The sequence below is a fragment of the Luteococcus struthionis genome, from assembly GCF_048595755.1.
Lineage (GTDB): Bacteria > Actinomycetota > Actinomycetes > Propionibacteriales > Propionibacteriaceae > Luteococcus.
Map to the genome: position 1 here is coordinate 1587363 of NZ_CP184360.1, position 21314 is coordinate 1608676.

Genomic DNA, 21314 nt, shown 5'->3' on the forward strand with positions numbered 1-21314 from the left:
TGTGGCCGGGTGGATGCAGCCCAGATTTCCGATGACCTGACCCGAGTGCTCTACACCGCAGACCAGGTGCAGCAGCGAATCAACGAGATGGCGCAGCAGATCGACGCCGACTATGCCGACCGGGACGTGCTCCTGGTGGGGGTGCTCAACGGGGCGATCATGGTGATGAGCGACCTGTCGCGGGCCATGAACAGCCACTGCACCATGGACTGGATGGCCATCAGCTCCTACGGCTCCGGCACCAAGAGCTCCGGTGTGGTGCGGATCCTCAAGGACCTCACCACCGACATCTCCGGCAAGCACGTGCTGATCGTCGAGGACATCGTCGACACCGGCCTGACGCTGAGCTACCTGGTGCAGAACCTCAAGAGCCGCGAGCCCGCCAGCATCGAGGTGGCGGCCATGTTCCGCAAGCCCGAGGCCATGACCGCGCCGGTGGACGTGAAGTACGTCGGCTTCGACATCCCCAACGAGTTCGTCGTCGGATACGGCCTGGACTATGCCGGCAAGTACCGCAACCTGCGTGACGTGGGCACCCTGGCCCCGCACGTCTACAGCTGACGCTGCACGTCTACAGCCGACGCCGGGCAAGGATCGCCTCGGGCCTCTGGGAGAACTGCTGCCCCAGGGGCCCGAAAGGCTTTCCGGGGGCTGCTTCTGCGCGCTGGTAGGGTGCAGGATGCTCCGTCGTCCATCGTCAGGTAGTCAATGAACAAGTTCCAGAAGCTCACCCGCAACCCCTTGTTGTGGGTCTTGCTCGTCATCATCTTCGTGCTGGGCGCCGTCCAGCTGGTGAACTCTGCCTCAGGCAGTGAGAAGGTCTCCACCAGCAAGGCGATGGCAGTGCTGGCCGGCTCGGAACCGATCCGCCAAGTGGTGGTCAACGACGGTGACCAGTCCATCAAGATCGTGATGAAGGACGAGTCGCGCACCTACCTGTCCACCTGGACCTCGAGCCAGAACGACGACATCGTCGCCCTGCTCGACAAGCGCGTGGCCGCCAAGACGCTGGAGGAGTGGCGCGGCGAGAACCCGCGTCCCGGCGTCCTGACGAGCCTGCTCTACACCGGGCTGCCCTTCCTGTTGATGATCCTGCTGTTCTTCTTCGTGATGAACATGGTGCAGGGCGGCGGTGGCGCCCGCGGCGTGATGGGCTTCGGCAAGAGCAAGGCCAAGGTGGCCAGCAAGGACACCCCCAAGAACACCTTCGCCGACGTCGCCGGCTGTCAGGAGGCGATCGAGGAACTGGACGAGATCCGCGAGTTCCTGGCCGAACCCGCCAAGTTCCAGCGCGTCGGCGCCAAGATCCCCAAGGGCGTGCTGCTCTACGGCCCTCCCGGCACCGGCAAGACCCTGCTGGCGCGCGCCGTCGCGGGCGAGGCCGGCGTGCCCTTCTTCTCCATCTCGGGCTCGGACTTCGTCGAGATGTTCGTCGGTGTCGGCGCCAGCCGAGTGCGCGACCTGTTCGAGCAGGCCAAGGAGGCCAGCCCGGCGATCATCTTCATCGACGAGATCGACGCCGTCGGTCGGCACCGTGGTGCCGGCATGGGCGGCGGCCACGACGAGCGTGAGCAGACCCTGAACCAGCTGCTGGTGGAGATGGACGGCTTCGACTCCACCACCAATGTCATCCTGATCGCCGCCACCAACCGTCCCGACGTGCTGGACCCGGCGCTGCTGCGTCCCGGCCGCTTCGACCGCCAGATCCCGGTGGAGGCCCCCGATCTGAAGGGGCGCGCCCAGATCCTGCGCGTCCACGCCGAGGGCAAGCCGATGGCCCCCGACGTCGACCTGGAGTCGATCGCGCGACGCACGCCCGGCTTCACCGGTGCGGACCTGGCCAATGTGCTCAACGAGGCTGCGCTGCTGACCGCGCGGCTGAACCTGCCGGTGATCGGCAATGACGAGCTGGGCGAGGCCATCGACCGCGTCATCGCCGGACCGCAGAAGAAGACCCGCCTGATGAACGACCACGAGCTGCTGGTGACCGCCTACCACGAGGGTGGACATGCCCTGGTGGCCGCGGCGATGCCCGGCACCGACCCCGTGCAGAAGATCACGATCCTGCCGCGCGGCCGCGCCCTGGGTTACACCATGGTGATGCCCGACGAGGACAAGTACTCCCAGACCCGCGGTCAGCTGCTCGACCAGATGGCCTACATGCTGGGCGGTCGCGCCGCCGAGGAACTGATCTTCCACGACCCGTCCACCGGTGCCAGCAATGACATCGAGAAGGCCACCAAGGTGGCCCGCGCGATGGTCACCCAGTACGGCATGACCGAACGCCTGGGCGCCGTCCAACTGGGTGGGGGAGACACCGAGCCCTTCCTGGGCATGAGCGGTGCGCAGCCCAGCCGTGGCTACTCCGACATCACCGCCGCGGTGGTGGACGAGGAGGTCAGCAAGCTGATCATGGCCGCCCACCAGGAGGCCTTCGACTGCCTCAAGGAGAACCGCGACGTGCTCGACGAGCTGGTGCGCCAGCTGTTGGAGCACGAGACCCTGGACAAGGCCCAGGTGGCCGACATCTTCGAGGCGCTGCGCCGACGTCCCGAGCGTGGTGCCTGGACCGGGTCGGACCAGCGCATCCCCTCCGACATCCCGCCGGTGCCCATGCCCGAACGCCCCAAGCCCCAGGATGACGAGTCGGTCCCGGCCGGCGGCACCGAGCTGCCTCCCGGCAACACCGGCCCCGTCGCGGAGCCGGGCCAGGGCTGGCAGGCCCCGGGTGACTGGGCGCCGCCCGGTCAGCCCCACCCGATGCCCCCGGCCCCCGACCCGTGGGATGCGGCGCCCCAGCCGGCACCCCAGCCTCCGGCCGAGGACCCGTGGAGCGCCAAGCCCGACGGCTGGCCCAGCCAACCCCCGGCCACCGGCCCCGGCACCACGCCAGGCCTGCCCGGCCAGGACCCGCAGCCGCCACAGCCGCCGCAGGAGGGTTCCGGCAGCAGCCCGTGGGGTCGCCCGCCGCAGGGCTGAGACAGGACAGTCGACGAGGGCCCCGATCCACCCGGTGTGGATCGGGGCCCTCGTCATGTCCCGCAGCAGCGGGAGATTGGCGCCAGCAGCAGGGTCAGGCCAAGATGACGGGCACCTCGGCCCAGCCGCCCAAGGGGGCCTGGTTGCGAGCTCCGGTCCCGTCGAGCGTGATGCTCGTGGTCTTCCGCAACAGTGCAGCCAGCGCCACCCGCAACTCCATGGTGGCCAGGGCACGTCCGGGGCACACGTGCGGGCCGATGCCGTAGACCAGGTTCCGTGCCGCATGCCCCTGGGGGTCGTAGCGGTCGGGATCCGGGAAGACACGTCGATCGCGGTTTGCGCCGGTCCATGCCAGGACCACGCGTTCCCCGGCGGCAAGCTGCTGGCCGCCCAGCTCCACGTCGCGCGTGGTGACGCGTCGGTTGGACAGGAAGGGGTCGTCGATGCGCAGCAGCTCGTCGATGGCGCGGTCGAAGTCGTCGCGTCGGGCGGGAAGGTCCGCGGCCATCCCACGCAGCTCCTGCTGGAGCTCGGGCGTGACGGCCAGCGAGTGCACCAGCACTCCCAGGCAGATGGCCAGGGAACCCAGGTCGCCAGCGGTCCAGTTGCGCAGGATCGAGACGACCTCGGCGTCGTCAAGGGGCTGCTGACCGCCATCGGCGGTCTCCACCGTGGCGCGGGCCAGCTGTCCGGTGACGTCATCGGGATGCTCGCCGCTGCGACGGGCCGCCACCTGTTCGCGCACGATGGCGTCGAAGCGCTCGGCCACCTCGGCCAGTGCGGCATCGTCACGTGCCGCGGTGGCACGCTGGTTGTCGGCCATCCAGGCCACCAGGAGCGGTTCGACGCGGGAGGGCCAGCCCAACCAGTGGCACTGTGTCTTCACGGCGAAGGGTGCCCCCAGATCGGCCACGATGTCCAGGCGCTGGCCGCGGGGCAGGCCCTCGACGACCTGGTCGGCGATGCGCTGGCAGTCCTCCTGCAGGTCGTCCACCTGCTGGCTGGTCATGAAGGAGTCGACCACCCGTCGGTAGCGGGTGTGCTCGTCACCGTCGAGCCCGTTGGGAACCTGCAGGAAACGCGAGACGGCACTGGAGAAGGCCTCGGGATCGGTGGCCGCGGCCACCGCCTCGGCATGACCGGTCACCAGCCAGCTGCCGTCGGCCTGCCGTTGCACGGGGCATCCGGAATTCAGCTGGTGGTCGTACTCGGTTCGGGGATCGGCATGAGTGCTCATGTCCCCACGCTAGCGGCGGGTCGTGGGGCGGGCCAGAGGGCCGGGTGGTCGTCGACCCTGCGTCGCACCGGCTGCGCCTAGGATGGGGCGGTGACCCAGATGCCAGACGCCAACGCGCTGCCGGCCGCAGCACACCAGGTGGACCAGGAACGGATTGCCGCGGCAGTGCGAGAGATCCTGTACGCCATCGGGGAGGATCCAGACCGCGAAGGGCTGCAGGAGACGCCGGGCAGGGTGGCCCGCAGCTATGCCGAGCTCTTCGCCGGCCTGGGCCAGGACCCGGCCGAGCTGCTCGCCACCACCTTCGACGTCAGCCACGACGAGATGGTGCTGGTGCGTGACATCGAGTTGTGGAGCATGTGCGAACACCATCTGGTGCCCTTCACCGGTGTGGCCCACGTGGGTTACATCCCGGCTCGCAATGGCCGCGTGACGGGCCTGAGCAAGCTGGCCCGGTTGGTGGACCTGTACGCCAAGCGCCCGCAGGTGCAGGAGCGGCTCACCACCCAGATCGCCGACGCACTGGTCGACCACCTGGGGGCGCGCGGTGTGATCGTGGTCATCGAGTGTGAACACCTGTGCATGACCATGCGCGGCGTTCGCAAGCCCGGGGCCAAGACCGTCACCAGCGCGGTGCGTGGCTACCTGCGTGAACCCGCCACCCGGGCCGAGGCGATGAGCCTGATCATGGGGGGTGCCCGATGAGCCGGCCGCGCACCCTGGTGATGGGCGTGGTCAACGTGACGCCCGACTCCTTCAGCGACGGCGGGAAGTGGGCCACGCCGCAGCAGGCCATCGAGCATGCCCGGCAGCTGCTGGCCCAAGGAGCCGACATCCTGGACGTCGGCGGCGAGTCCACCCGGCCCGGGGCAGTACGGCCCAGCCCCCAGGAGGAACTGGCCCGCGTCGTGCCCGTCGTGGAGACCCTGGCGGCCGACGGCGCCGTGGTCAGCGTCGACACCATGCGTGCCGAGGTGGCGCTGGCCAGCGCCAGGGCGGGTGCCAAGATCATCAACGACGTCTCGGGTGGCCTGGCCGACGAGGCCATGATCCCCACCGTCGCGGGCCTGGACGTCGACTACGTCTGCATGCACTGGCGCGGTTACCTGGGCACCGGCGACACCAATGCCCACTACGACGACGTGGTCACCGAGGTGCTGGCCGAGCTCGTCGAACGGCTCGAGGCCTGTCTCGCCGGGGGCATCGAACCCCAGCGGCTGATCAGTGACATCGGCCTGGGATTCTCCAAGACCGTGGAGCAGAACTGGGAGCTGCTGCGCCACCTGGACCGGGTGGAGGAACTCGGTTACCGGCAGTTGGTGGGGGTCAGTCGCAAGCGATTCCTGGGCGATCTGCTGCCGGGACGCGAGCCCGTCGGCCGAGATTCCGCCACCCAGGCGATCACCGCTTTGTGTGCCCAGCAAGGGATCTGGGCGGTGCGGACCCATGAGGTGGCCGACAATGCAGACATCACCCGGGTCTTCGCCAAATTGGCGGAGGGCTGATCAGGGGCGCCCCGGCGCTCCGGTACTGTCTGTCTGTAACTGTTGGAAATCCCACCCCAAGGAGGCACCGTGCAGGATCTGGACTGGATCGCCGTCCGCGGTCTTGCCGCCACTGGATTCCATGGGGTCTACGACCAGGAGCGACGCGACGGGCAGCAGTTCGTCGTCGACCTCAGGCTCGGTCTGCAGATCGAGACGCAGACCGATGACCTGGCCGACACCGTCGACTACTCGGTGATCTCCACCGACGTCGTCGCGATCATCACCGGCGAGCCGGTCGACCTGATCGAGACGCTCGCCGGACGGATCGCCGATCGCTGCCTCGCCGAACCTCGCGTTCGAGTCGCCGAGGTCTGCGTTCACAAACCCCATGCCCCGATGGGCCTCACCTTCACCGATGTCTCGGTGACGATCACCAGGAGCAGAGCATGAGCAATCCCTTCGTCCCCGACGTGGACACCCTGGGCAACCTGAAGCCGATCTCCAAGGTCGTCTTCAGCCTGGGCTCCAACCAGGGCAACAGCGCCGAGCTGCTGCAGAGCGCCATCAACGCCCTGGCCGACACCCCCGACCTGATTCCCGTCGAGCTGTCGAGCGTGTACGTCACCAAGCCGGTGGGCAGCGTGCAGGACCAGCCCGACTTCCTGAACCTGGTGCTGGTGGCCGAGACCGTGATCGAGCCGTCGATCCTGCTCGACCGGGCCCACGCCATCGAGGCCGGCCTGGGGCGCACCCGCGACGTCCCCGGCGGCCCGCGCACCATCGACATCGACCTGATCACCTTCGGCCGACGCACCAGCGACAAGCCCGAGCTGGTCCTGCCGCACCCGCGCGCCCACGAGCGCGCCTTCGTGCTGGTGCCGTGGCTCGAGATCGATCCCGACGGCGAGCTGACCGGCGTCGGACGCATCGACGAACTGGTCAAGCAGGTGGACGTCTCGGGCGTCGTCAAGAGTGACGAGGTCGTCGAGCTTCCGTGAGCACCCCCAGCCCGTCCGGGTCTCCCGAACTGGATCCGGGAGACCTCCGGCCCACCACCGGCCGCCAGACAGCCACCTCGGTGCTGGCGGGCATGGTGGTGGGCTGGTTCATCATCGGCACGATGCAGGCGCTCGGCTCTGCGGTGCCGGTGCTGCCGTGGAGCCTGCCGCTGGTGCTCGGCGCGCTGGGCATCGCCGCGCTGGTCTACTCCGTGGTGCTGCGCCGCCAGGTGGAGCTGGCCCGCGGCAGCCTGAGCCCCGAAGCGGGGGTCCGGGCCCTGGTGCTGGGCAAGACCATGCTGATGACCGGCGCGATCATGGCGGGCGGCCACGTCGTCTACGTGCTGGCCAATGTCGGATCGTGGGACGTGCCGGCACCGCGGATGCGGGTGCTGCGCGGCCTGTGGACGATCCTGGCCGGTGCGGTCTTCGGCTGGGCCGGGCATCGGCTCGAGCGGGCCTGCATCGTCGACGACGGTCCGGACGAGACGCAGGACGAGGACGACCAGCCGACGGCGTGAGGATTTCGTCGGCCGTCGCGCGCCGTGCCCGCTCGATGGGGCAGTCGGCATAGACTCTGCGCGTGGCTGCCATCGCAACTTCCCGGAAGACCCCCAATCCCCGATCCAAGACCCTCACCATCCTGTGCGTGGGGACCGTGGCGGCGCTCGCCTGCAGCATCGGCCCGGTGTGGCTGGTGCGGGTGGGGCTCGTCGTCGCACTGCTGACGGCCTTCGCCTCGGTGCTGCTCACCTGGCGCCAGATGGACCAGATGGTCGCCGAGCACCTGGCCGAGGTCCGCGCGCTGCGGGAGCAGTCGCGTGCCGCCGCCGCCGCGCACCACACCGAGATGATGAAGGCCATCGAGCGTTTCAGTGAGCGCCAGGACGCCTACCGCCGCGAGATCGCCGGTCACAAGGCCGAGCTGGAGCGGCTGCGAAGCGAGGTGGCTGCGGTGAGCCTGGACGCCGAGGCCAAGCAGACGCGCATCTCGGCGCTGAACAAGATCGTCAGCGACCTCGAGAAGGAGCTGGCCGCAGCCGCGGACGAGGCGGAGCAGGTGATGAACCTGCCGCGTCGCGGCAAGGCCACCCGAGGTGCCGCCATCGACCTGTCCGGTCTGCCGCTGGTCTACCCCGTGGGCAAGCAGCGCCGCCGCGCCTGAGACGGCCCGGGCAGCCTGCCCCACCGAACCGACGAACCGCCGCCCCCTGGGGAGCGGCGGTTCGTCGTTGTCGGCTGCTTGTCGAGTCCCGCTCTTCGACGAGCCCTGCTACTTGTCGAGGTCTCCGGAGGTCCAGCCCAATGAGGCGAAGGCCACCGCCAGGTCGGTGAGGGCACAGCCCTGCAGTGCCACCTGCAGCGCCTGCACGTTCGCGAAGCTGGGGGTGCGCAACTTCAATCGCCACGGGGTCCGATCGGCACGCGAGACGAGCCAGAAGCCGGCCATGCCCCACGGGGCCTCCAGCGCCAGATAGGCCTCGGCCTCGGGCAGCTTGATGATCTTGGACAACTTGGTGTCGATCGGGCCGTCGATGCTGGGCAATTGTCCGGCGATGGCGTCGATGAGTCGGAAACTGGTGGCGATTTCGCCAGTCAGCGCCAGGAAACGGCTGAAGGCGTCCCCATCGTGAAATTCGGCGGCATTGCCTTGCGCCAATATCTCCTGCAGGTCTGCATAGGCCAGATGCGGGTTGCGGCGACGCAGGTCCCAATCCAGTCCACAGGCGCGCGCCACCGGGCCTGACAGGCCATGATCTTCACACAATGAGCGATTCGTGGTGGCCATCGCCCTGCCCAATTCGTGATCGGTCACGCAGCGGGCAATGTCGTCCGCGCAGTCGGTGCTGGCCGCCGCCCATTCCCGAATTCCCTCCACAAGGGTGTTGTCAAGGTCGGTTGCCAGCCCTCCAAGACGGTTGAGCATGGGATGGACCCGATTGCCGCTGGCCTCCAGGACCAGTTCCCGGCCCCGCTCACGCAAGCTCCTGATGCGCTGGGCCAAGGGCTCGTCATTGGTGTGGTGGGCGACGAAGGACAGGTGTGACAGGTGGCTTGCGATGCGGGCCTGTTCGGCCAGCAGGGTGCGCAGCCAGACGGCCCGCCGCGGGGGAACCAGGCCCATCAGCTGTTCGCAGACCATGGCGGCGCCCAGTTCACCGGTGAAGGGGGAGTGCCAGTCGTGGCGGTCGGCCAGCATCAGCACCTGGCGGTAGTCGCGCACCTCGAAGAGTTTCTCGGCGCTGCGGTGGTTGAAGCCGGGCTGGATGCGGGCCTGGGTCACCACGCCGTCGTCGGCCTCGAGCCGTGCCAGCAGCAGGCCGGTGCGGGAGGGGTGGTCGGGTCCCAGATCAAGATGCATCCGTTCGGCGGAACCGTCGGATGATTGCCAGTCACGGCCGAGCGAGCCAATGCTGAGTTCCAGGATCTGTGTCACCACTCGATCCTAGCGAACTCGGTCCGCTGCTATTCCGGGTCATTTTGTTTCATTCTTTGCGGCTCGGTGAAAGGCGGCTATATTTCCTGTGTAACCGCTACGAAAGGAATACCGATGGCCCAGCGTGTGCACATCGTTCTTGAGGACGACGTCGATGGCTCGGAGGCCGTCGAGACGATTTCCTTTGCCCTGGATGGCGTCTCCTACGAGATCGACCTGAGCGAGGAGAATGCCTCCAAGCTGCGCAACCAGATGGCTGAATGGACCGGACACGCCCGTCGCGTGGGTGGACGTCGCTCCACCGGCAAGAAGGCCAAGGGCTCGGCCGCCAATGACATTCGTGCCTGGGCCATCGCGCAGGGAATGCAGGTGAGTTCCCGCGGTCGTGTCCCGGCCGAGATTCGCGAGGCCTACGAGAAGGCGAACGCCTGACGATTCGCCGCGTCGGGATCCGACGCGTGATGTTCCAGGCGTGCTGGGCATCGATGACGGCAGGGGCCGGGTGATTGCCCGGCCCCTGCCGCCATGCCGGGGCCGATCCACGCGCACCGGCGGGCTGTCTGGGTGTTGAGCCGCGAGCGAACTGGTCCCGGCTCGCGGGAACACTTGGCGCCCCGTGGGAGTTACTAGACTTGACGCATCTGCAACGCAGCCGGACCCACCGGCGTGGGCGTTGCGCAATCCGGACCCTCCCGGGGTCCGTAGTGAGGAGTCCAATGTTTGAGCGGTTCACGGACCGAGCGCGGCGCGTCGTCGTGCTCGCCCAGGACGAAGCCAAGATGCTTAACCACAACTACATCGGCACCGAGCACATCCTGCTGGGCCTGATCCACGAGGGTGAGGGTGTCGCGGCGAAGGCCCTGGAGCAGATGGGCATCTCCCTTGAGGCCGTGCGCTCCGAGGTCGAGGAGATCATCGGCCACGGCCAGACCGTGCCGACGGGCCACATCCCCTTCACCCCGCGTGCCAAGAAGGTGCTGGAGCTCAGCCTGCGCGAGGCGCTCCAGATGAACCATTCCTACATCGGCACCGAGCACATCCTGCTCGGGCTGGTGCGCGAGGGCGAGGGCGTCGCCGCCCAGGTGCTCATCAAGCTGGGTGCCGACCTCAATCGGGTCCGCAACACCGTGCTGCAGCTGCTCTCGGGCGGTCAGGGGAAGGAGGCGGCCACCGCGGGCGCCCCCGACGTCGGCCCCGCCCCCAGCTCGGCCACGGTGCTCGACCAGTTCGGCCGCAATCTCACCCAGGCGGCTCGTGACGCCAAGCTCGACCCGGTCATCGGGCGCGAGAAGGAGATCGAGCGCGTCATGGTGGTGCTCAGCCGTCGCACCAAGAACAACCCGGTGCTGATCGGTGAGCCGGGCGTCGGCAAGACCGCCGTGGTGGAGGGCCTGGCCCAGTCCATCGTGCGCGGCGACGTGCCCGAGACCCTGCGCGACAAGCAGATCTACACCCTCGATCTGGGTGCGCTGGTGGCCGGATCGCGCTACCGCGGCGACTTCGAGGAGCGCCTGAAGAAGGTGCTCAAGGAGATCAAGAACCGCGGCGACATCATGCTGTTCATCGACGAGATCCACACTCTGGTGGGTGCGGGTGCCGCGGAGGGCGCCATCGATGCCGCGAGCATCCTCAAGCCGATGCTGGCCCGTGGCGAGCTGCAGACGATCGGTGCCACCACGCTCGACGAGTACCGCAAGCACATCGAGAAGGATGCCGCGCTGGAGCGTCGTTTCCAGCCGATCCAGGTGGCCGAGCCCAGCATCGGCCTGGCCATCGACATCCTCAAGGGGCTGCGTGACCGCTACGAGGCGCACCACCGCATCACCATCACCGACGAGGCCCTCTCGGCCGCCGCCAACCTGGCTTCGCGCTACATCCAGGATCGCTTCCTGCCCGACAAGGCCATCGACCTGATCGACGAGGCCGGTGCCCGGATGCGCATCCAGCGGATGACTGCGCCGCCGGACCTGCGCGAGTTCGACGAGAAGATCGCCGCCGTGCGCCTGGAGAAGGAGGCCGCGATCGACGGCCAGGACTTCGAGCGTGCCGCCTCGCTGCGCGACGACGAGAAGAAGCTGCTCGCCGAGCGTGCCGAGAAGGAGGAGGAGTGGAAGAACGGTGACTCCGAGGCGCCCGCCATCGTGGGCGAGGAGGAGATCGCCGAGGTGCTGTCCAGCTCCACCGGCATCCCGGTCTTCAAGCTGACCGAGGAGGAGTCCAGCCGTCTGCTGCAGATGGAGGCCGAGCTCGGCAAGCGCTACATCGGCCAGGAGGACGCGGTCAAGGCGCTCTCGCGTTCGATCCGTCGTACCCGTGCCGGCCTGAAGGATCCCAAGCGTCCCTCGGGTTCGTTCATCTTCGCCGGCCCCTCGGGCGTCGGCAAGACCGAGCTGACCAAGGCACTGACCGAATTCCTGTTCGGCGACGAGGATGCCCTGATCACGCTCGACATGAGTGAGTACTCGGAGAAGCACACCGCCAGCCGCATGTTCGGTTCGCCTCCCGGCTACGTCGGTTACGAGGAGGGTGGCCAGCTCACCGAGAAGGTGCGCCGCAAGCCCTTCAGCGTGATCCTGTTCGACGAGATCGAGAAGGCCCACCCGGACATCTTCAACTCGCTGCTGCAGATCCTGGACGAGGGTCGACTGACCGACGCCCAGGGCCGCGTGGTGGACTTCAAGAACACCGTCATCGTGATGACCACCAACCTTGGTTCGCGTGACATCTCGAAGGCCGTCAGCCTGGGCTTCAACCGCCAGGGTGACGAGGCCTCCAGCTACGAGAAGATGAAGGCGAAGGTCTCCGACGAGCTCAAGCAGCACTTCCGTCCGGAATTCCTGAACCGCGTCGACGAGGTGGTGGTCTTCCACCAGCTGACGCAGAGCGACATCGAGCGCATCGTCGACCTGATGGTGGCCCAGATCGAGGGCCGTCTGAAGGACAAGGACATGGGCATCGAGCTGACCCCTGCCGCCAAGACGCTGATCGCCAAGCGCGGCTTCGATCCGCTGCTGGGCGCGCGACCGCTGCGTCGCGCCCTGCAGCGCGACATCGAGGACGTGCTGGCCGAGAAGATCCTGTACGGCGAGCTGTCCGCCGGCGACATCGTCCTGGTGGACGTGGCACCGGAGGGCTCCGAGCTGCCCTTCTCCTTCGAGGGGACGCAGCGCGCCGCACTGCCCGACGCCCCGCCCGCCGACCTGACCGCCGGCACCGCCAGCGGTGAGGGCGAGCAGGGCGAGCAGCAGGCCGACTGAACCAGTCGCTGGACTGGCACGAGGGCGGGAACCGAAAGGTCTCCCGCCCTCGTGCCTTTTCCTGCAGGGACGGGCATTTGCGGCTCCTTGCCCGGGGGTCGCTGCGGCGACCAGAGGTGCGGGTGGTGCAGACTGGGGCATGCTCGGGGGAGCATCACGATGAAGGAGCTCGCCATGTCTCGTGGCACCGTTCGCCGCGCGGCCCTGGCCGCAGTCATGTCCATCGGCCTGGTGGCCGGTCCCTGCCTGCCTGCTGGCGCCCAACCGACCGAGGACGTCGATCCCCGGCAGAGCCCTGCGCGCAGCGAGCGACTCTCGGTCGGGATGAAGCGCACCGGCATGGTGCAGGCCCAGGCCACCACGGACATCACCCCGGCGGCGGCCTTGGCCCGGATCAACGCCGAGCGCGCCCGCTATGGCGTCGCGGCGCTCACCCTGGACACCGCCGCCAGCTCGGCGCTGGACAACCACGCCCGCTACGTCTCGCTCAATCCGGGGGTTGCCGACTACTACAGCGAGGACGAGTCGCTGCCGGGCTGGACCGCCAGCGGCGCCGAGATCGCCCCCTATGCCGAGGTGATCGGGGTGACCACGCTGCGCGCGGCCGTGGACGGCATGCTCAGCGATCCCTACCTGCGCGACGCGATGGTGCTGGAGGAGACGGCCACCACCATCGGTTTTGGTGGGCATGCCGACGTGCGCACCTTCGTGATGCGTTACACCGGCGAGAACCCGAAGGGTTATCCGCGCAGCTACCCCACCGGCAACAACTTCGCCACGCTGCGCAACCAGGCTCCGTGGGTCTCGGGCTATGGCTGCGCCGGCACGGGAACCCCGATCAGCGCCTCCTTCGACTACGGCACCTACGGCGCGGTGACCTCCGCCACCGGCACCCTCAAGGCGGACGGGGCCACGGTGGAGGTCTGCACCCTGCCGGCAGCCGGTTATCGCGAGGCGGGTGCCGCGATGGTGCCGCGCGATGCGCTGCGTCCGGGGACCCACTACAGCGGCAACTTCGCCGTCACCATGAACCTGCTGGCCGGTGGCAGCAAGACGGTCAACCAGCCGGTCGAGTTCACCACCGCCGCTCCCGCCACCGGGGTGGCCGGGGACCAGACCGGTGACCGGGTGGCCGACATCCTGGCGGTCAACGACCAGGGCGAGCTGTACCTCTACAAGATGCGCTCCAACGGCACGATCGGGCATGGCTGGAAGATCGGGCGCGGTTGGGGTGCCTTCGACTGGATCTCGCTGGCCGGGGACGTGAACAAGGACGGCCGCAGCGACCTGATGGGTCGTCGCTCCGACGGCACCATGTGGCTCTACCACTCCCAGGGGGTGGGGGCCTTCCGGGCCGGGATCCGCGTCGGGCACGGCTGGTCTGGGCTCGACCTGATGACCATGGTCGGTGACATGAATGCCGACGGCACACGTGACCTGGTGGCCCGCGCCAAGGACGGCGACCTGCTGCGCTACAACCTGGGCGTCAGCTCGATGAGCGCCGCCGGACGCATCGGAACCGGCTGGGGGAGCATGAAGCACCTGGTGGGCGTCGGGTCGCTCAACGGCGACAAGTACGACGACATCGTCGCGGTGCGCAATGACGGCACGCTGTGGGCCTACTACTCGGGTGCGGATGCCCGCATCAAGTCCTCCCGACGCATCGGCCAGGGCTGGCAGGGGTGGACGCAGCTCTTCGTCGTGGGCGACGTGAATGGCGACGGCCGGCTCGACATGGTGGGCCGCAACCCCGACAACGAGCTGTACACCTACCTGAACCAGGGCACCGGCTGGTCGGCCGGGATCAAGGCCGGGATGCGCTTCGGCGCCTTCCGCCTGTTCGCCTGAGCAGGCTCAACCCAGCTCGCGGAGCCGCTCGATGGCGGCCGCGAGCTGCTGGCGGGCATGGTGGTCGCCCGCCGCGTCGCTGGTGCCCCGGCTGGCCGGGATGATGGCGCGCACCAGGAACAGGAACAGGTCGTAGAGCAGACGACGGGCCCGCTCGGACTCGTCGAGCGGTCCGCGCCCGTAGCCGCGCAACAGTTCCCCGGGGTCACCCAGCCCCGGCACGGTGCAACCGGCGAAGATCGCCTCCATCAGGGGATCGCCCCAGAAGGCCCGTTCGTGGTCGATCAGCCCGGTCACCTGGCCGTCGGCGACCACCACGTCACTGGGCCACAGGTCCCATTCGCAGAAGACCGGTTCCTGCACCGCATCGAGCACGGCCGAGTGCTCCAGGAAGACGTGGTGCACGAACTCGTACGAGACACCCAGATCCACCCCGAGGCGCTGTCCGTCGGCCAGGGCATCCTCGAAGATGCCGCTGAAGGCGTCGTGCCAGGACGCCATGGTGGGCTGCAGGAAGCGCCCGAAGCCGTCGCCGGTGATGGTGTTGAGTTCGCGGTTGCAGGCCCCGACGCTGCGTTGCAGCTGGCTGAACTGCTGGGCCGTCAACCGAGGTGCGGCGTCCTCCAGGGTGGTCTCGCCCAGCCAGGACATCGCGAACCATTCGGCATCGAGCACCTCGTGGGTGTCGTCGTGGTGGTGCATGCTCGGCACGGGCACATTGGTGTGCTCGGCGATCATCAGCAGCGCCTCCACCTCTGCCCGCATCATGTCGCGCTCATGGGTGAGCGTCGGCCGCTCGGGCGGGGGAGCGATCTTGAGCACCACGTCCTGCCCATTGGACAGCCGCGCCCGGTAGAGCGTGTTGCCCCAACCGTGCACCAAGGGGCTCGCGAAGGCGTCACCGGTGGGTGCCAGCTCCGCCCCGTAGGCGTGCTGCAGCATGCGACGCAGGGTCGCCTCGTCGATGCTGCGCCCGCCGTCCTGACGGGCCTGTGGTGGCTTGGGCACGATCCTCCTGGCTGATGGTGTTCGGCCCACCCTAGCGGCGCGGCGGCCCCGGGGTGATTCCACAGCAAACTCTTGGGATGGCCTACCTAGGGTGAGGGGATGAACGAGCAGTGGCCCTCTGCCTCCCCCCAGCAGCAGCGTCCCCGGCGCCCCCAGCTGGCGGTGATCACCTACAGCATCATCGCGCTCTGCGTGGCGGTCTGGCTGGCGGAATGGACCCTGCCCGGCTTCTACGAGCAGGTGGCTCTCAGCCCCGCCCTGGGCCGCGAGCAGCCCTGGCGCTTGATCACCTCGGCCTTCGCCCACGCCCTCACCCCGATGCACATCGCCTTCAACATGTTCGCGCTGTGGTCGGTCGGTCGCTGGATGGAATTGGCGCTGGGACGGGCACGTTTCTCGGCCCTGTACCTGCTCAGCGCGCTGGGCGGCAGCGTCGGATACGTGCTGCTGGCCATGCCCCCGTCGCTGGCCAACCCGATGGGCACCAGCTGGTTCAACGGTGTGGTGGGTGCCTCCGGGGCGGTCTTCGGCCTGTTCGGAGCGCTGCTGCCGATGTATCGCCACGTCGGGGCCTCGTCGCGCTCCATGTGGGGTGTGCTGTTGATCAACGCGGTGATCTCCTTCACCCTGCCGAACATTGCCTGGCAGGCGCACCTGGGTGGCTTCCTGACCGGGCTGGTCACTGCCCAGCTGATGATGATCGCGGTGCGGCAGACGCGCCGTGGCCTGCCCAACCGGACCTGGCCCTGGGTTGCGATCGTCCTTGCGGTGCTGGTGCTGGCGCTGTTGGCCAAGTACCTGCTGGTCTGAGCCTGCGGCCTGGCCCTCGGCCCGGGCCCTTGCTGGGCCCCTCGGTTCAGGACATCGGTTCAGGAGATCGGTTCAGGGCATCGGCTCAGGAGGTCGTCCGCGGCCTGCTCATGCCATTGCCGTTGAGCTGGCGGTCACGCATCGCGACGAGGGCGGCCACGGTGAGGATCACGCTGATCATCGCATTGGCGGCCATGAAACCGGCGATGGGGCTCATCGCGGCACTCACCCCGAAGTAGACCGCGGTGATCATGGCATTGCCGATGGCCGTCGCGGTGCGTTCGGAAGCCGACTTGACGCCACCCGCAGTGCCACCGGCGTGCACCGGGACGTCCTGCATGGTCAGGGTCTGGTTGGCCGAGCCGATGGCTCCCAGCCCCAGACCCACGCCAGCCAAGGGGATCGCCAACCACCAGAAGCTGATGCCCAGGTGCTCGACGGCCCAGACCACGCCCATGCTGGCCAACAGACTGGCCACGATCAGCGACAGTGCCCCGATCACGATGGGGCGCCCGATGCGCAAGGCGTGGCGGCCCGACCACAGGGACGTGCCCGCCGAGGCAATGGCATTGGGAAGGCCGATCAGTCCGGCGGCGAAGGCAGAGGTGTGCAGGCCGTTCTGCAGGAACATCGCCACCGTGACGAAGATCGACGTGGAGCCCAGGAACTGGAAGGTGGAGGTGAGGGTGCCCATGGTGAAGGAGCTGTAGCGAAACAGCGCCAGATCGACCATCGGTTCGCCCCCGCGATGCTTGTAGCGGTTCTCCCACCGGATCCACAGCCACAGGAGCACCAGGGCTGCGGGCAGCAGCAGCCAGACGACGGGCACCGACTTCACGGTGAAGGGCAGCATGATGCCCAGGATCACCAGGGTGAGCAGCACCGCTCCCACCGGGTCCAGGTCCAGTCGCTTGCGGGGTGGGGCGTCGACGTCGGGATTGCGCTGGGCCAGGCGTCGGGCACGTTCGGTTTCGAAGGGCAGCCACAGCAGCGCGAGCACGATGCCGACCACGCCCATCGGGACGATCGCCAGGAAGGACCAGCGCCAACCGGTGGTCGGCCCCAGGAGCTTGATGATGGCGCCGGAGAAGACCGGACCGATGGCCACCGAGGCCGAGACCACCATGCCGAACAGGCTGAAGGCACGCGCCCGTCCCTGGCCGCTGAAGTACTGCTGGATCATGCCGAGGGTCTGCGGATTGAACAGTCCGGCCCCGATTCCCTGGGCCAACCGCGCCAGGTTGAGCATGACCGGGTTGGTGGCCAGGCCGCAGGCCAGCGAGGCCAGTGTGAACAGCGTCAGGCCGATGACGTGCAGGGTGCTGCGGCCGGCCACGTCGCCCAGTCGGCCGGCCGGGACCAGACAGACGCCGAAGGCCAGCGCGTAGCCGGAGAGCACCCACTGCAGATCGCTGGAGGAGGCGCCCAGCCCGACACCGATGCTGGACAGCGCCACGTTGATCGAGCTGATGGCGATCAGGCTCATCGAGACGGGGACCAACAGCACGACCAGGATCTTGTAGCGATGGAAGGTGCGGCTGGTGCCCGGCACCTGGATCACGTTGCGGTTGGTCACTGTGCAGTTCTACGCGGCCCGCTGCGTGGTGGCAAGCTTTCGCCGACAGTTGCTCTGCCGACGAGACGGCGCCCCAAGAGCGCCGGGCTGGATGCCGTGCTCAACCCCGGACCCGCAGAGTGGCGCGGTGGCGGGTGGCCAGCACCAGGGCGGCATTGCGGCCGTCGGTTCCGGTCAGCGCCCGTTCCCGGGCCGCCTGCGGTGAGCGTCCGTGACGCACATGGCGGGCGGTCAGTTGCGACAGGCGCACCTGTTCGTCGGGGTCGACGAACCAGACCTCACGGCACAGTTGCGGCACCCGGCGCCAGGGATCCTCGTCGAGCAAGAGGTAGTTGCCCTCGGTGACCACCAACTGCGCGTCGTGCGGCACCGCGACGGCCCCCGCGATCGCGTCCTCCACCTCACGCCTGAACTCCGGTGCCCAGATGGTCTGCTCCCCGCCCCGCTGCAGCCGCTCCAGCAGCGCCACGTAACCGTGCGCGTCGAAGGTGTGCGGGGCTCCCTTGTCCTCGACCTCGCCACGCTGGGTCAGCACGCTGTGGGCCAGGTGGAAGCCGTCCATCCCCACCACGACGCAGCCGGGAACCTGGTTGGCGATCATGGCGGCCAGGTGTGACTTGCCGGCGCCGGGGGCCCCGGCGATGCCCAGCAGCACCCGGTGCCGGTGGCCGCGCAGCAGGCTGCGGGCCCGCTCGACTGCTTGGCGGGAGGTGATGGTGGGCATGCCCAAAGACTAGGCCTGCACCTTGCCGTGGATGGTCAGGGGGCGCGAAGCACAGGTCGCTCAGGGGAGCGCGAAGCACACGTCGTTCAAGGGGTGCGAAGCACCACGTCGGCAAGCTCCCACGGTTGGTTCACCCGCCAGTGCTCGGCTTCCTGGGCTGCCCACATGTCCCACCACGGGGCATAACCGTCGCCGTCGCGACGCAGGGCGCGCCGCTTGCGCTCGTCCGTGGGCAGTTCCAACCAGAGCCGAAGATCGGCCAGCGGAGCCGACTGACGGCTCAGTGCCCCGCAGCCCTCCACCAACAGTGGTCGGTCCGGATCCAGAGCCACCCATTCACCGGCCCGGACGGCCGTCCAGTCCCACCGGCGGTAGCCCGGCCGGGTGGGGTCCAGAATCGTCTGGTGGACCGCCCGCGAGCCGGCGGCGAGCCCACCCCAGCCCGGGTAGCAGTCGTCCAGGCTGACCAGCTGCACCGCCTCGCCAGACCACTGGCTCCACTGCTCCTGCAGGCGCATGGCCAGGCTGGTCTTCCCGGCGCCGGAGCCGCCGTCCAGCAGCACCCGTCGTAGCCTCGAGCTGGTCATTGCCACACGGTCCACAGGGTGCCGAAGTGCACTGCGGCCCACACGGAGACCACTCCGATCAGCACGGCCACTAGCAGGGCCAACGCGTCGTGCCACCCCATGCTGGAGGGACGCGCCCAGGTGCGCGGCACCGGGCCACCGAACCCCTTGGCCTCCATGGCGGTGGCCAGCCGTGAACCGCGACGGATCGCCAGCACCAACAGCGAGAAGCTCATCAGGGCCCAGCGTCGCAACCGGCCATGGTCACCCAGGCCACGGGCGCGACGCGCCTGCCCCAGGGTGCGCCAGTCGTTGGTGAACAGGGCCAGCATGCGGAAGGCGGCAAGGCTGCCCAGCACGAAGCGCGACGGCAGGCGCAAGACCTGGGAGAGTCCGTCGGCCATCCGGGTGGCGTCGAGCCCCGCGAACAACATCACGCCGGGCAGGGCGAGCGCGAAGATGCGGATGAACAGGCCCAGCGCCAGCACGGCGGAGTTGTCGCTGACCACGATCGGCCCCCAACTCCACCAGATGCGTCCGCCGGCCTGGCCATAGAGCAGCATGCTGATCGCACTCAGCGGTGCCACCAGGAACAGCGGCAACAGGCGACGCAGCATCGCCAGCGGTCGGAAACCGCAGGCGGTCAGCGCCGCGAGTTCCAGGGTGAGCGCCACCGAGGCGCTCAGCCAGTCCAGCGTGATGATCAGCGGGATGCTCAGCACCACCGCCAGCAGCAGGCGGGTGGCAGGGTTGAGGCGGTCCAGGGCAGTGTGCACCCGGACCGGTGGCGGGCCTGCGAGGCTGTGGCGCTGGGTTCGTTCGGCGGTCAGTTCAGCCATGCTGCACCTCCAGCTGCACCCGGTGCTGACCCAGGGTTCGGATGAAATCGGCGTCGTGGGTGATGCTCACCACCGTCCGCTCCCGCTCGAGCATGGAGCGCACCAGTTGCACCATGTCCAGCCAGGTGTTGCGGTCCTGCCCAAAGGTCGGCTCGTCCAGGAAGATCACCTGCGGCCCGGTGGCCAGCACGGTGCCGACGCTCAACCGTCGCTTCTCGCCACCGGAGAGGGTGAAGGGATTGGCCTGGGCCACGCGGTTCAGGTGCAACAGGGCCAGCAGCTCGTCCACCCGGTGGGCGATCCGTTCGGGGGTCCACGAACCATCCCGCTCGGCCAGACAGTGCAAGCCCACGGCCAGCTCGTCGCGAACCCGGCTGGTGACGAACTGGTGCTCGGGTTCCTGGAAGACGGTGCCGATGCGGGTGAGCAGGTCACGCGAGGCCCAGTTGCCGGGATCGGCCGGATCGAGGCTGCGGCGCCGCCAGCGCCCCCGCACGATCTGCGTGGATGGCCACAACTGGCGCTCGGCCACCACCCGGCCGTCGAGCTGGGGGAGCAGCCCCGCCATGGTCATCGCCAGGGTGGACTTGCCCGCGCCATTGGCCCCGGTGACCATGGTCGAACGGCCAGCGGGAATGGCCACCTCCAGGCCCTGCTGCACGACGTGTTGGGCAGAGTGGCCGATGTCCAGCGCTTCGGTGTGGAGGATGCTGCGGCCCGCGTCGGGGCTGCCGGCTGTGGCCGCCGTCTCCAGGGAGGGTGGCAGGGGCTCGCCCGGCACCCAGACCCCGGCATCGAGCAGCGCCTGCCGGTGCTCGACGAAGACGCGCTGCGGGTTGCCGTCGGCGAGCAGGCCGCCGTCGGGGCCCAGCACCAGGACACGGTCCACCAGATCGGCCCACAGGTCCACGCGATGCTCCACCACCACCAGGGTGGTGCCCTGCTCCCGGGTGAGCCGGGCCACCACATTGCGCACCTCGGTGGCGCCCTGCGGATCGAGGTTGGCGGTCGGTTCGTCCATCAGCAGTACCCGCGACTGCATCGCCAGCACCCCGGCGATCGCGAGCCGCTGCTTCTGGCCGCCCGAGAGCGCCGAGGTGGGACGTTCCAGGCTCACGTCCAGTCCGACGGCCTCCAGGGCCGCCCCCACACGAGGCCAGATCTGCTCGCGGGGCACGGCCAGGTTCTCCAGCCCGAAGGCGACGTCGTCGCCCACCTGGGCGAGCACCACCTGAGAGTCGGGGTCCTGCAGCACCAGGCCCACCTGGCCTCGGGCGCGGGTGGGGTGGCGGCCGTCCACCAGCAGGCGGCCCTGCTCGGTGCCCTCCTCGTCGCCACCCAGCACACCGGCCAGCGCATGCAGCAGCGTCGACTTGCCGGCACCCGAGGCGCCCAGCAGGAGGACCCGTTCACCCTCCTCGATGTGGAAGCTGACGTCACGCACCGCCCACTCGGAACGGCCCGCGTGCCGCCAACCCCAGCCCTGTGCGGTCAGCCCCCGTTCGGTCAAACCCTGCGCGGACAAACCCTGCGCTGTCGACATTGATC

General features: G+C 68.7%; 20 protein-coding genes. 12 read left to right on the top strand and 8 right to left on the bottom strand.

Annotated elements, in window-relative coordinates; genetic code table 11:
* Positions 1 to 9: 9 nt before the first annotated feature.
* Together hpt and ftsH are read left to right on the top strand one after the other, a co-directional pair.
* The gene (gene hpt, locus ACOAMO_RS07170) at positions 10 to 561 is read left to right on the top strand and encodes a hypoxanthine phosphoribosyltransferase (RefSeq protein WP_420176897.1); all 552 of its coding nucleotides are present in this window, start codon (positions 10 to 12) and stop codon (positions 559 to 561) included.
* A gap of 147 nt (positions 562 to 708) precedes the next feature.
* Complete coding sequence (ftsH, locus tag ACOAMO_RS07175) at positions 709 to 2979, top strand: ATP-dependent zinc metalloprotease FtsH (RefSeq protein ID WP_420176898.1); 2271 nt, start codon at positions 709 to 711, stop codon at positions 2977 to 2979.
* A gap of 94 nt (positions 2980 to 3073) precedes the next feature.
* Here the strand turns inward: ftsH and ACOAMO_RS07180 are convergent, their stop codons facing one another.
* Positions 3074 to 4216 (bottom strand): cytochrome P450, encoded by a 1143-nt coding sequence (locus ACOAMO_RS07180; RefSeq protein ID WP_420176899.1) that lies wholly within the window; start codon positions 4214 to 4216, stop codon positions 3074 to 3076.
* A 99-nt stretch (positions 4217 to 4315) separates the two neighbouring features.
* Between ACOAMO_RS07180 and folE the strand changes: the two genes are divergently transcribed.
* From folE to ACOAMO_RS07210, 6 genes are all read left to right on the top strand, one after another.
* Positions 4316 to 4921, top strand: coding sequence for a GTP cyclohydrolase I FolE (folE, locus tag ACOAMO_RS07185; RefSeq protein WP_420176982.1), 606 nt, complete (start codon positions 4316 to 4318; stop codon positions 4919 to 4921).
* Positions 4918 to 5721, top strand: a complete 804-nt coding sequence (folP, locus tag ACOAMO_RS07190) for a dihydropteroate synthase (RefSeq protein WP_420176900.1) — start codon at positions 4918 to 4920, stop codon at positions 5719 to 5721. The genes folE and folP overlap by 4 nt, the downstream gene beginning before the upstream one ends.
* Positions 5722 to 5790: 69 nt before the next feature.
* Positions 5791 to 6153: a dihydroneopterin aldolase gene (folB, locus tag ACOAMO_RS07195; protein WP_420176901.1), complete on the top strand. Its 363-nt coding sequence runs from the start codon at positions 5791 to 5793 to the stop codon at positions 6151 to 6153.
* Positions 6150 to 6701, top strand: coding sequence for a 2-amino-4-hydroxy-6-hydroxymethyldihydropteridine diphosphokinase (folK, locus tag ACOAMO_RS07200; protein ID WP_420176902.1), 552 nt, complete (start codon positions 6150 to 6152; stop codon positions 6699 to 6701). The genes folB and folK overlap by 4 nt, the downstream gene beginning before the upstream one ends.
* Positions 6698 to 7222, top strand: coding sequence for a DUF3180 domain-containing protein (locus ACOAMO_RS07205; RefSeq protein ID WP_420176903.1), 525 nt, complete (start codon positions 6698 to 6700; stop codon positions 7220 to 7222). Before folK ends, ACOAMO_RS07205 begins: the two co-directional genes overlap by 4 nt.
* A 62-nt stretch (positions 7223 to 7284) precedes the next feature.
* A complete protein-coding gene (locus ACOAMO_RS07210) occupies positions 7285 to 7866 on the top strand; it encodes a hypothetical protein (RefSeq protein ID WP_420176904.1) in 582 nt (193 codons plus the stop codon).
* A 108-nt stretch (positions 7867 to 7974) separates the two neighbouring features.
* Here ACOAMO_RS07210 and ACOAMO_RS07215 read toward each other — a convergent pair whose 3' ends face one another.
* Positions 7975 to 9138: an NADH-quinone oxidoreductase subunit D gene (locus tag ACOAMO_RS07215; RefSeq protein WP_420176905.1), complete on the bottom strand. Its 1164-nt coding sequence runs from the start codon at positions 9136 to 9138 to the stop codon at positions 7975 to 7977.
* A 114-nt stretch (positions 9139 to 9252) separates the two neighbouring features.
* Between ACOAMO_RS07215 and ACOAMO_RS07220 the strand changes: the two genes are divergently transcribed.
* From ACOAMO_RS07220 to ACOAMO_RS07230, 3 genes are all read left to right on the top strand, one after another.
* The gene (locus tag ACOAMO_RS07220; protein ID WP_420176906.1) at positions 9253 to 9570 is read left to right on the top strand and encodes a histone-like nucleoid-structuring protein Lsr2; all 318 of its coding nucleotides are present in this window, start codon (positions 9253 to 9255) and stop codon (positions 9568 to 9570) included.
* 284 nt (positions 9571 to 9854) lie between these two features.
* Positions 9855 to 12395, top strand: a complete 2541-nt coding sequence (locus tag ACOAMO_RS07225; protein WP_420176907.1) for an ATP-dependent Clp protease ATP-binding subunit — start codon at positions 9855 to 9857, stop codon at positions 12393 to 12395.
* 174 nt (positions 12396 to 12569) lie between these two features.
* Positions 12570 to 14243, top strand: a complete 1674-nt coding sequence (locus ACOAMO_RS07230; protein ID WP_420176908.1) for an FG-GAP-like repeat-containing protein — start codon at positions 12570 to 12572, stop codon at positions 14241 to 14243.
* Between the two features lie 6 nt (positions 14244 to 14249).
* Here ACOAMO_RS07230 and ACOAMO_RS07235 read toward each other — a convergent pair whose 3' ends face one another.
* Complete coding sequence (locus tag ACOAMO_RS07235) at positions 14250 to 15251, bottom strand: phosphotransferase family protein (protein WP_420176909.1); 1002 nt, start codon at positions 15249 to 15251, stop codon at positions 14250 to 14252.
* A 99-nt stretch (positions 15252 to 15350) separates the two neighbouring features.
* Here ACOAMO_RS07235 and ACOAMO_RS07240 point away from each other — a divergent pair, with 99 nt between their 5' ends.
* On the top strand, positions 15351 to 16061 hold the full coding sequence (locus ACOAMO_RS07240) for a rhomboid family intramembrane serine protease (RefSeq protein ID WP_420176910.1): 711 nt from the start codon (positions 15351 to 15353) through the stop codon (positions 16059 to 16061).
* Positions 16062 to 16146: 85 nt separating this feature from the next.
* On the opposite strand, the gene ACOAMO_RS07245 is transcribed toward ACOAMO_RS07240, so the two are convergent.
* The 5 genes from ACOAMO_RS07245 to ACOAMO_RS07265 all read right to left on the bottom strand — a co-directional run bounded on the left by ACOAMO_RS07245 (position 16147) and on the right by ACOAMO_RS07265 (position 21309).
* Positions 16147 to 17637, bottom strand: coding sequence for an MFS transporter (locus ACOAMO_RS07245; RefSeq protein ID WP_420176911.1), 1491 nt, complete (start codon positions 17635 to 17637; stop codon positions 16147 to 16149).
* Positions 17638 to 17737: 100 nt separating this feature from the next.
* Positions 17738 to 18361: a nucleoside/nucleotide kinase family protein gene (locus ACOAMO_RS07250; RefSeq protein ID WP_420176912.1), complete on the bottom strand. Its 624-nt coding sequence runs from the start codon at positions 18359 to 18361 to the stop codon at positions 17738 to 17740.
* An 86-nt stretch (positions 18362 to 18447) separates the two neighbouring features.
* A complete protein-coding gene (locus ACOAMO_RS07255) occupies positions 18448 to 18948 on the bottom strand; it encodes a cobalt ABC transporter (protein ID WP_420176913.1) in 501 nt (166 codons plus the stop codon).
* A complete protein-coding gene (locus tag ACOAMO_RS07260) occupies positions 18945 to 19766 on the bottom strand; it encodes an energy-coupling factor transporter transmembrane component T family protein (RefSeq protein ID WP_420176914.1) in 822 nt (273 codons plus the stop codon). Before ACOAMO_RS07260 ends, ACOAMO_RS07255 begins: the two co-directional genes overlap by 4 nt.
* Positions 19759 to 21309, bottom strand: coding sequence for an ABC transporter ATP-binding protein (locus ACOAMO_RS07265; protein ID WP_420176915.1), 1551 nt, complete (start codon positions 21307 to 21309; stop codon positions 19759 to 19761). The genes ACOAMO_RS07260 and ACOAMO_RS07265 overlap by 8 nt, the downstream gene beginning before the upstream one ends.
* Positions 21310 to 21314 lie beyond the last annotated feature (5 nt).

Coding starts and splice junctions, on each gene's coding strand:
- ACOAMO_RS07220 (WP_420176906.1), top strand. CDS start 9,253: ATGGCCCAGCGTGTGCACATCGTTCTTGAGGACGACGTCGATGGCTCG.
- ACOAMO_RS07180 (WP_420176899.1), bottom strand. CDS start 4,216: ATGAGCACTCATGCCGATCCCCGAACCGAGTACGACCACCAGCTGAAT.
- ACOAMO_RS07250 (WP_420176912.1), bottom strand. CDS start 18,361: ATGCCCACCATCACCTCCCGCCAAGCAGTCGAGCGGGCCCGCAGCCTG.
- ACOAMO_RS07225 (WP_420176907.1), top strand. CDS start 9,855: ATGTTTGAGCGGTTCACGGACCGAGCGCGGCGCGTCGTCGTGCTCGCC.
- folK (WP_420176902.1), top strand. CDS start 6,150: ATGAGCAATCCCTTCGTCCCCGACGTGGACACCCTGGGCAACCTGAAG.
- ACOAMO_RS07230 (WP_420176908.1), top strand. CDS start 12,570: ATGTCTCGTGGCACCGTTCGCCGCGCGGCCCTGGCCGCAGTCATGTCC.
- ACOAMO_RS07260 (WP_420176914.1), bottom strand. CDS start 19,766: ATGGCTGAACTGACCGCCGAACGAACCCAGCGCCACAGCCTCGCAGGC.
- folP (WP_420176900.1), top strand. CDS start 4,918: ATGAGCCGGCCGCGCACCCTGGTGATGGGCGTGGTCAACGTGACGCCC.
- ACOAMO_RS07265 (WP_420176915.1), bottom strand. CDS start 21,309: ATGTCGACAGCGCAGGGTTTGTCCGCGCAGGGTTTGACCGAACGGGGG.
- ACOAMO_RS07255 (WP_420176913.1), bottom strand. CDS start 18,948: ATGACCAGCTCGAGGCTACGACGGGTGCTGCTGGACGGCGGCTCCGGC.
- ACOAMO_RS07240 (WP_420176910.1), top strand. CDS start 15,351: ATGAACGAGCAGTGGCCCTCTGCCTCCCCCCAGCAGCAGCGTCCCCGG.
- folE (WP_420176982.1), top strand. CDS start 4,316: ATGCCAGACGCCAACGCGCTGCCGGCCGCAGCACACCAGGTGGACCAG.
- ftsH (WP_420176898.1), top strand. CDS start 709: ATGAACAAGTTCCAGAAGCTCACCCGCAACCCCTTGTTGTGGGTCTTG.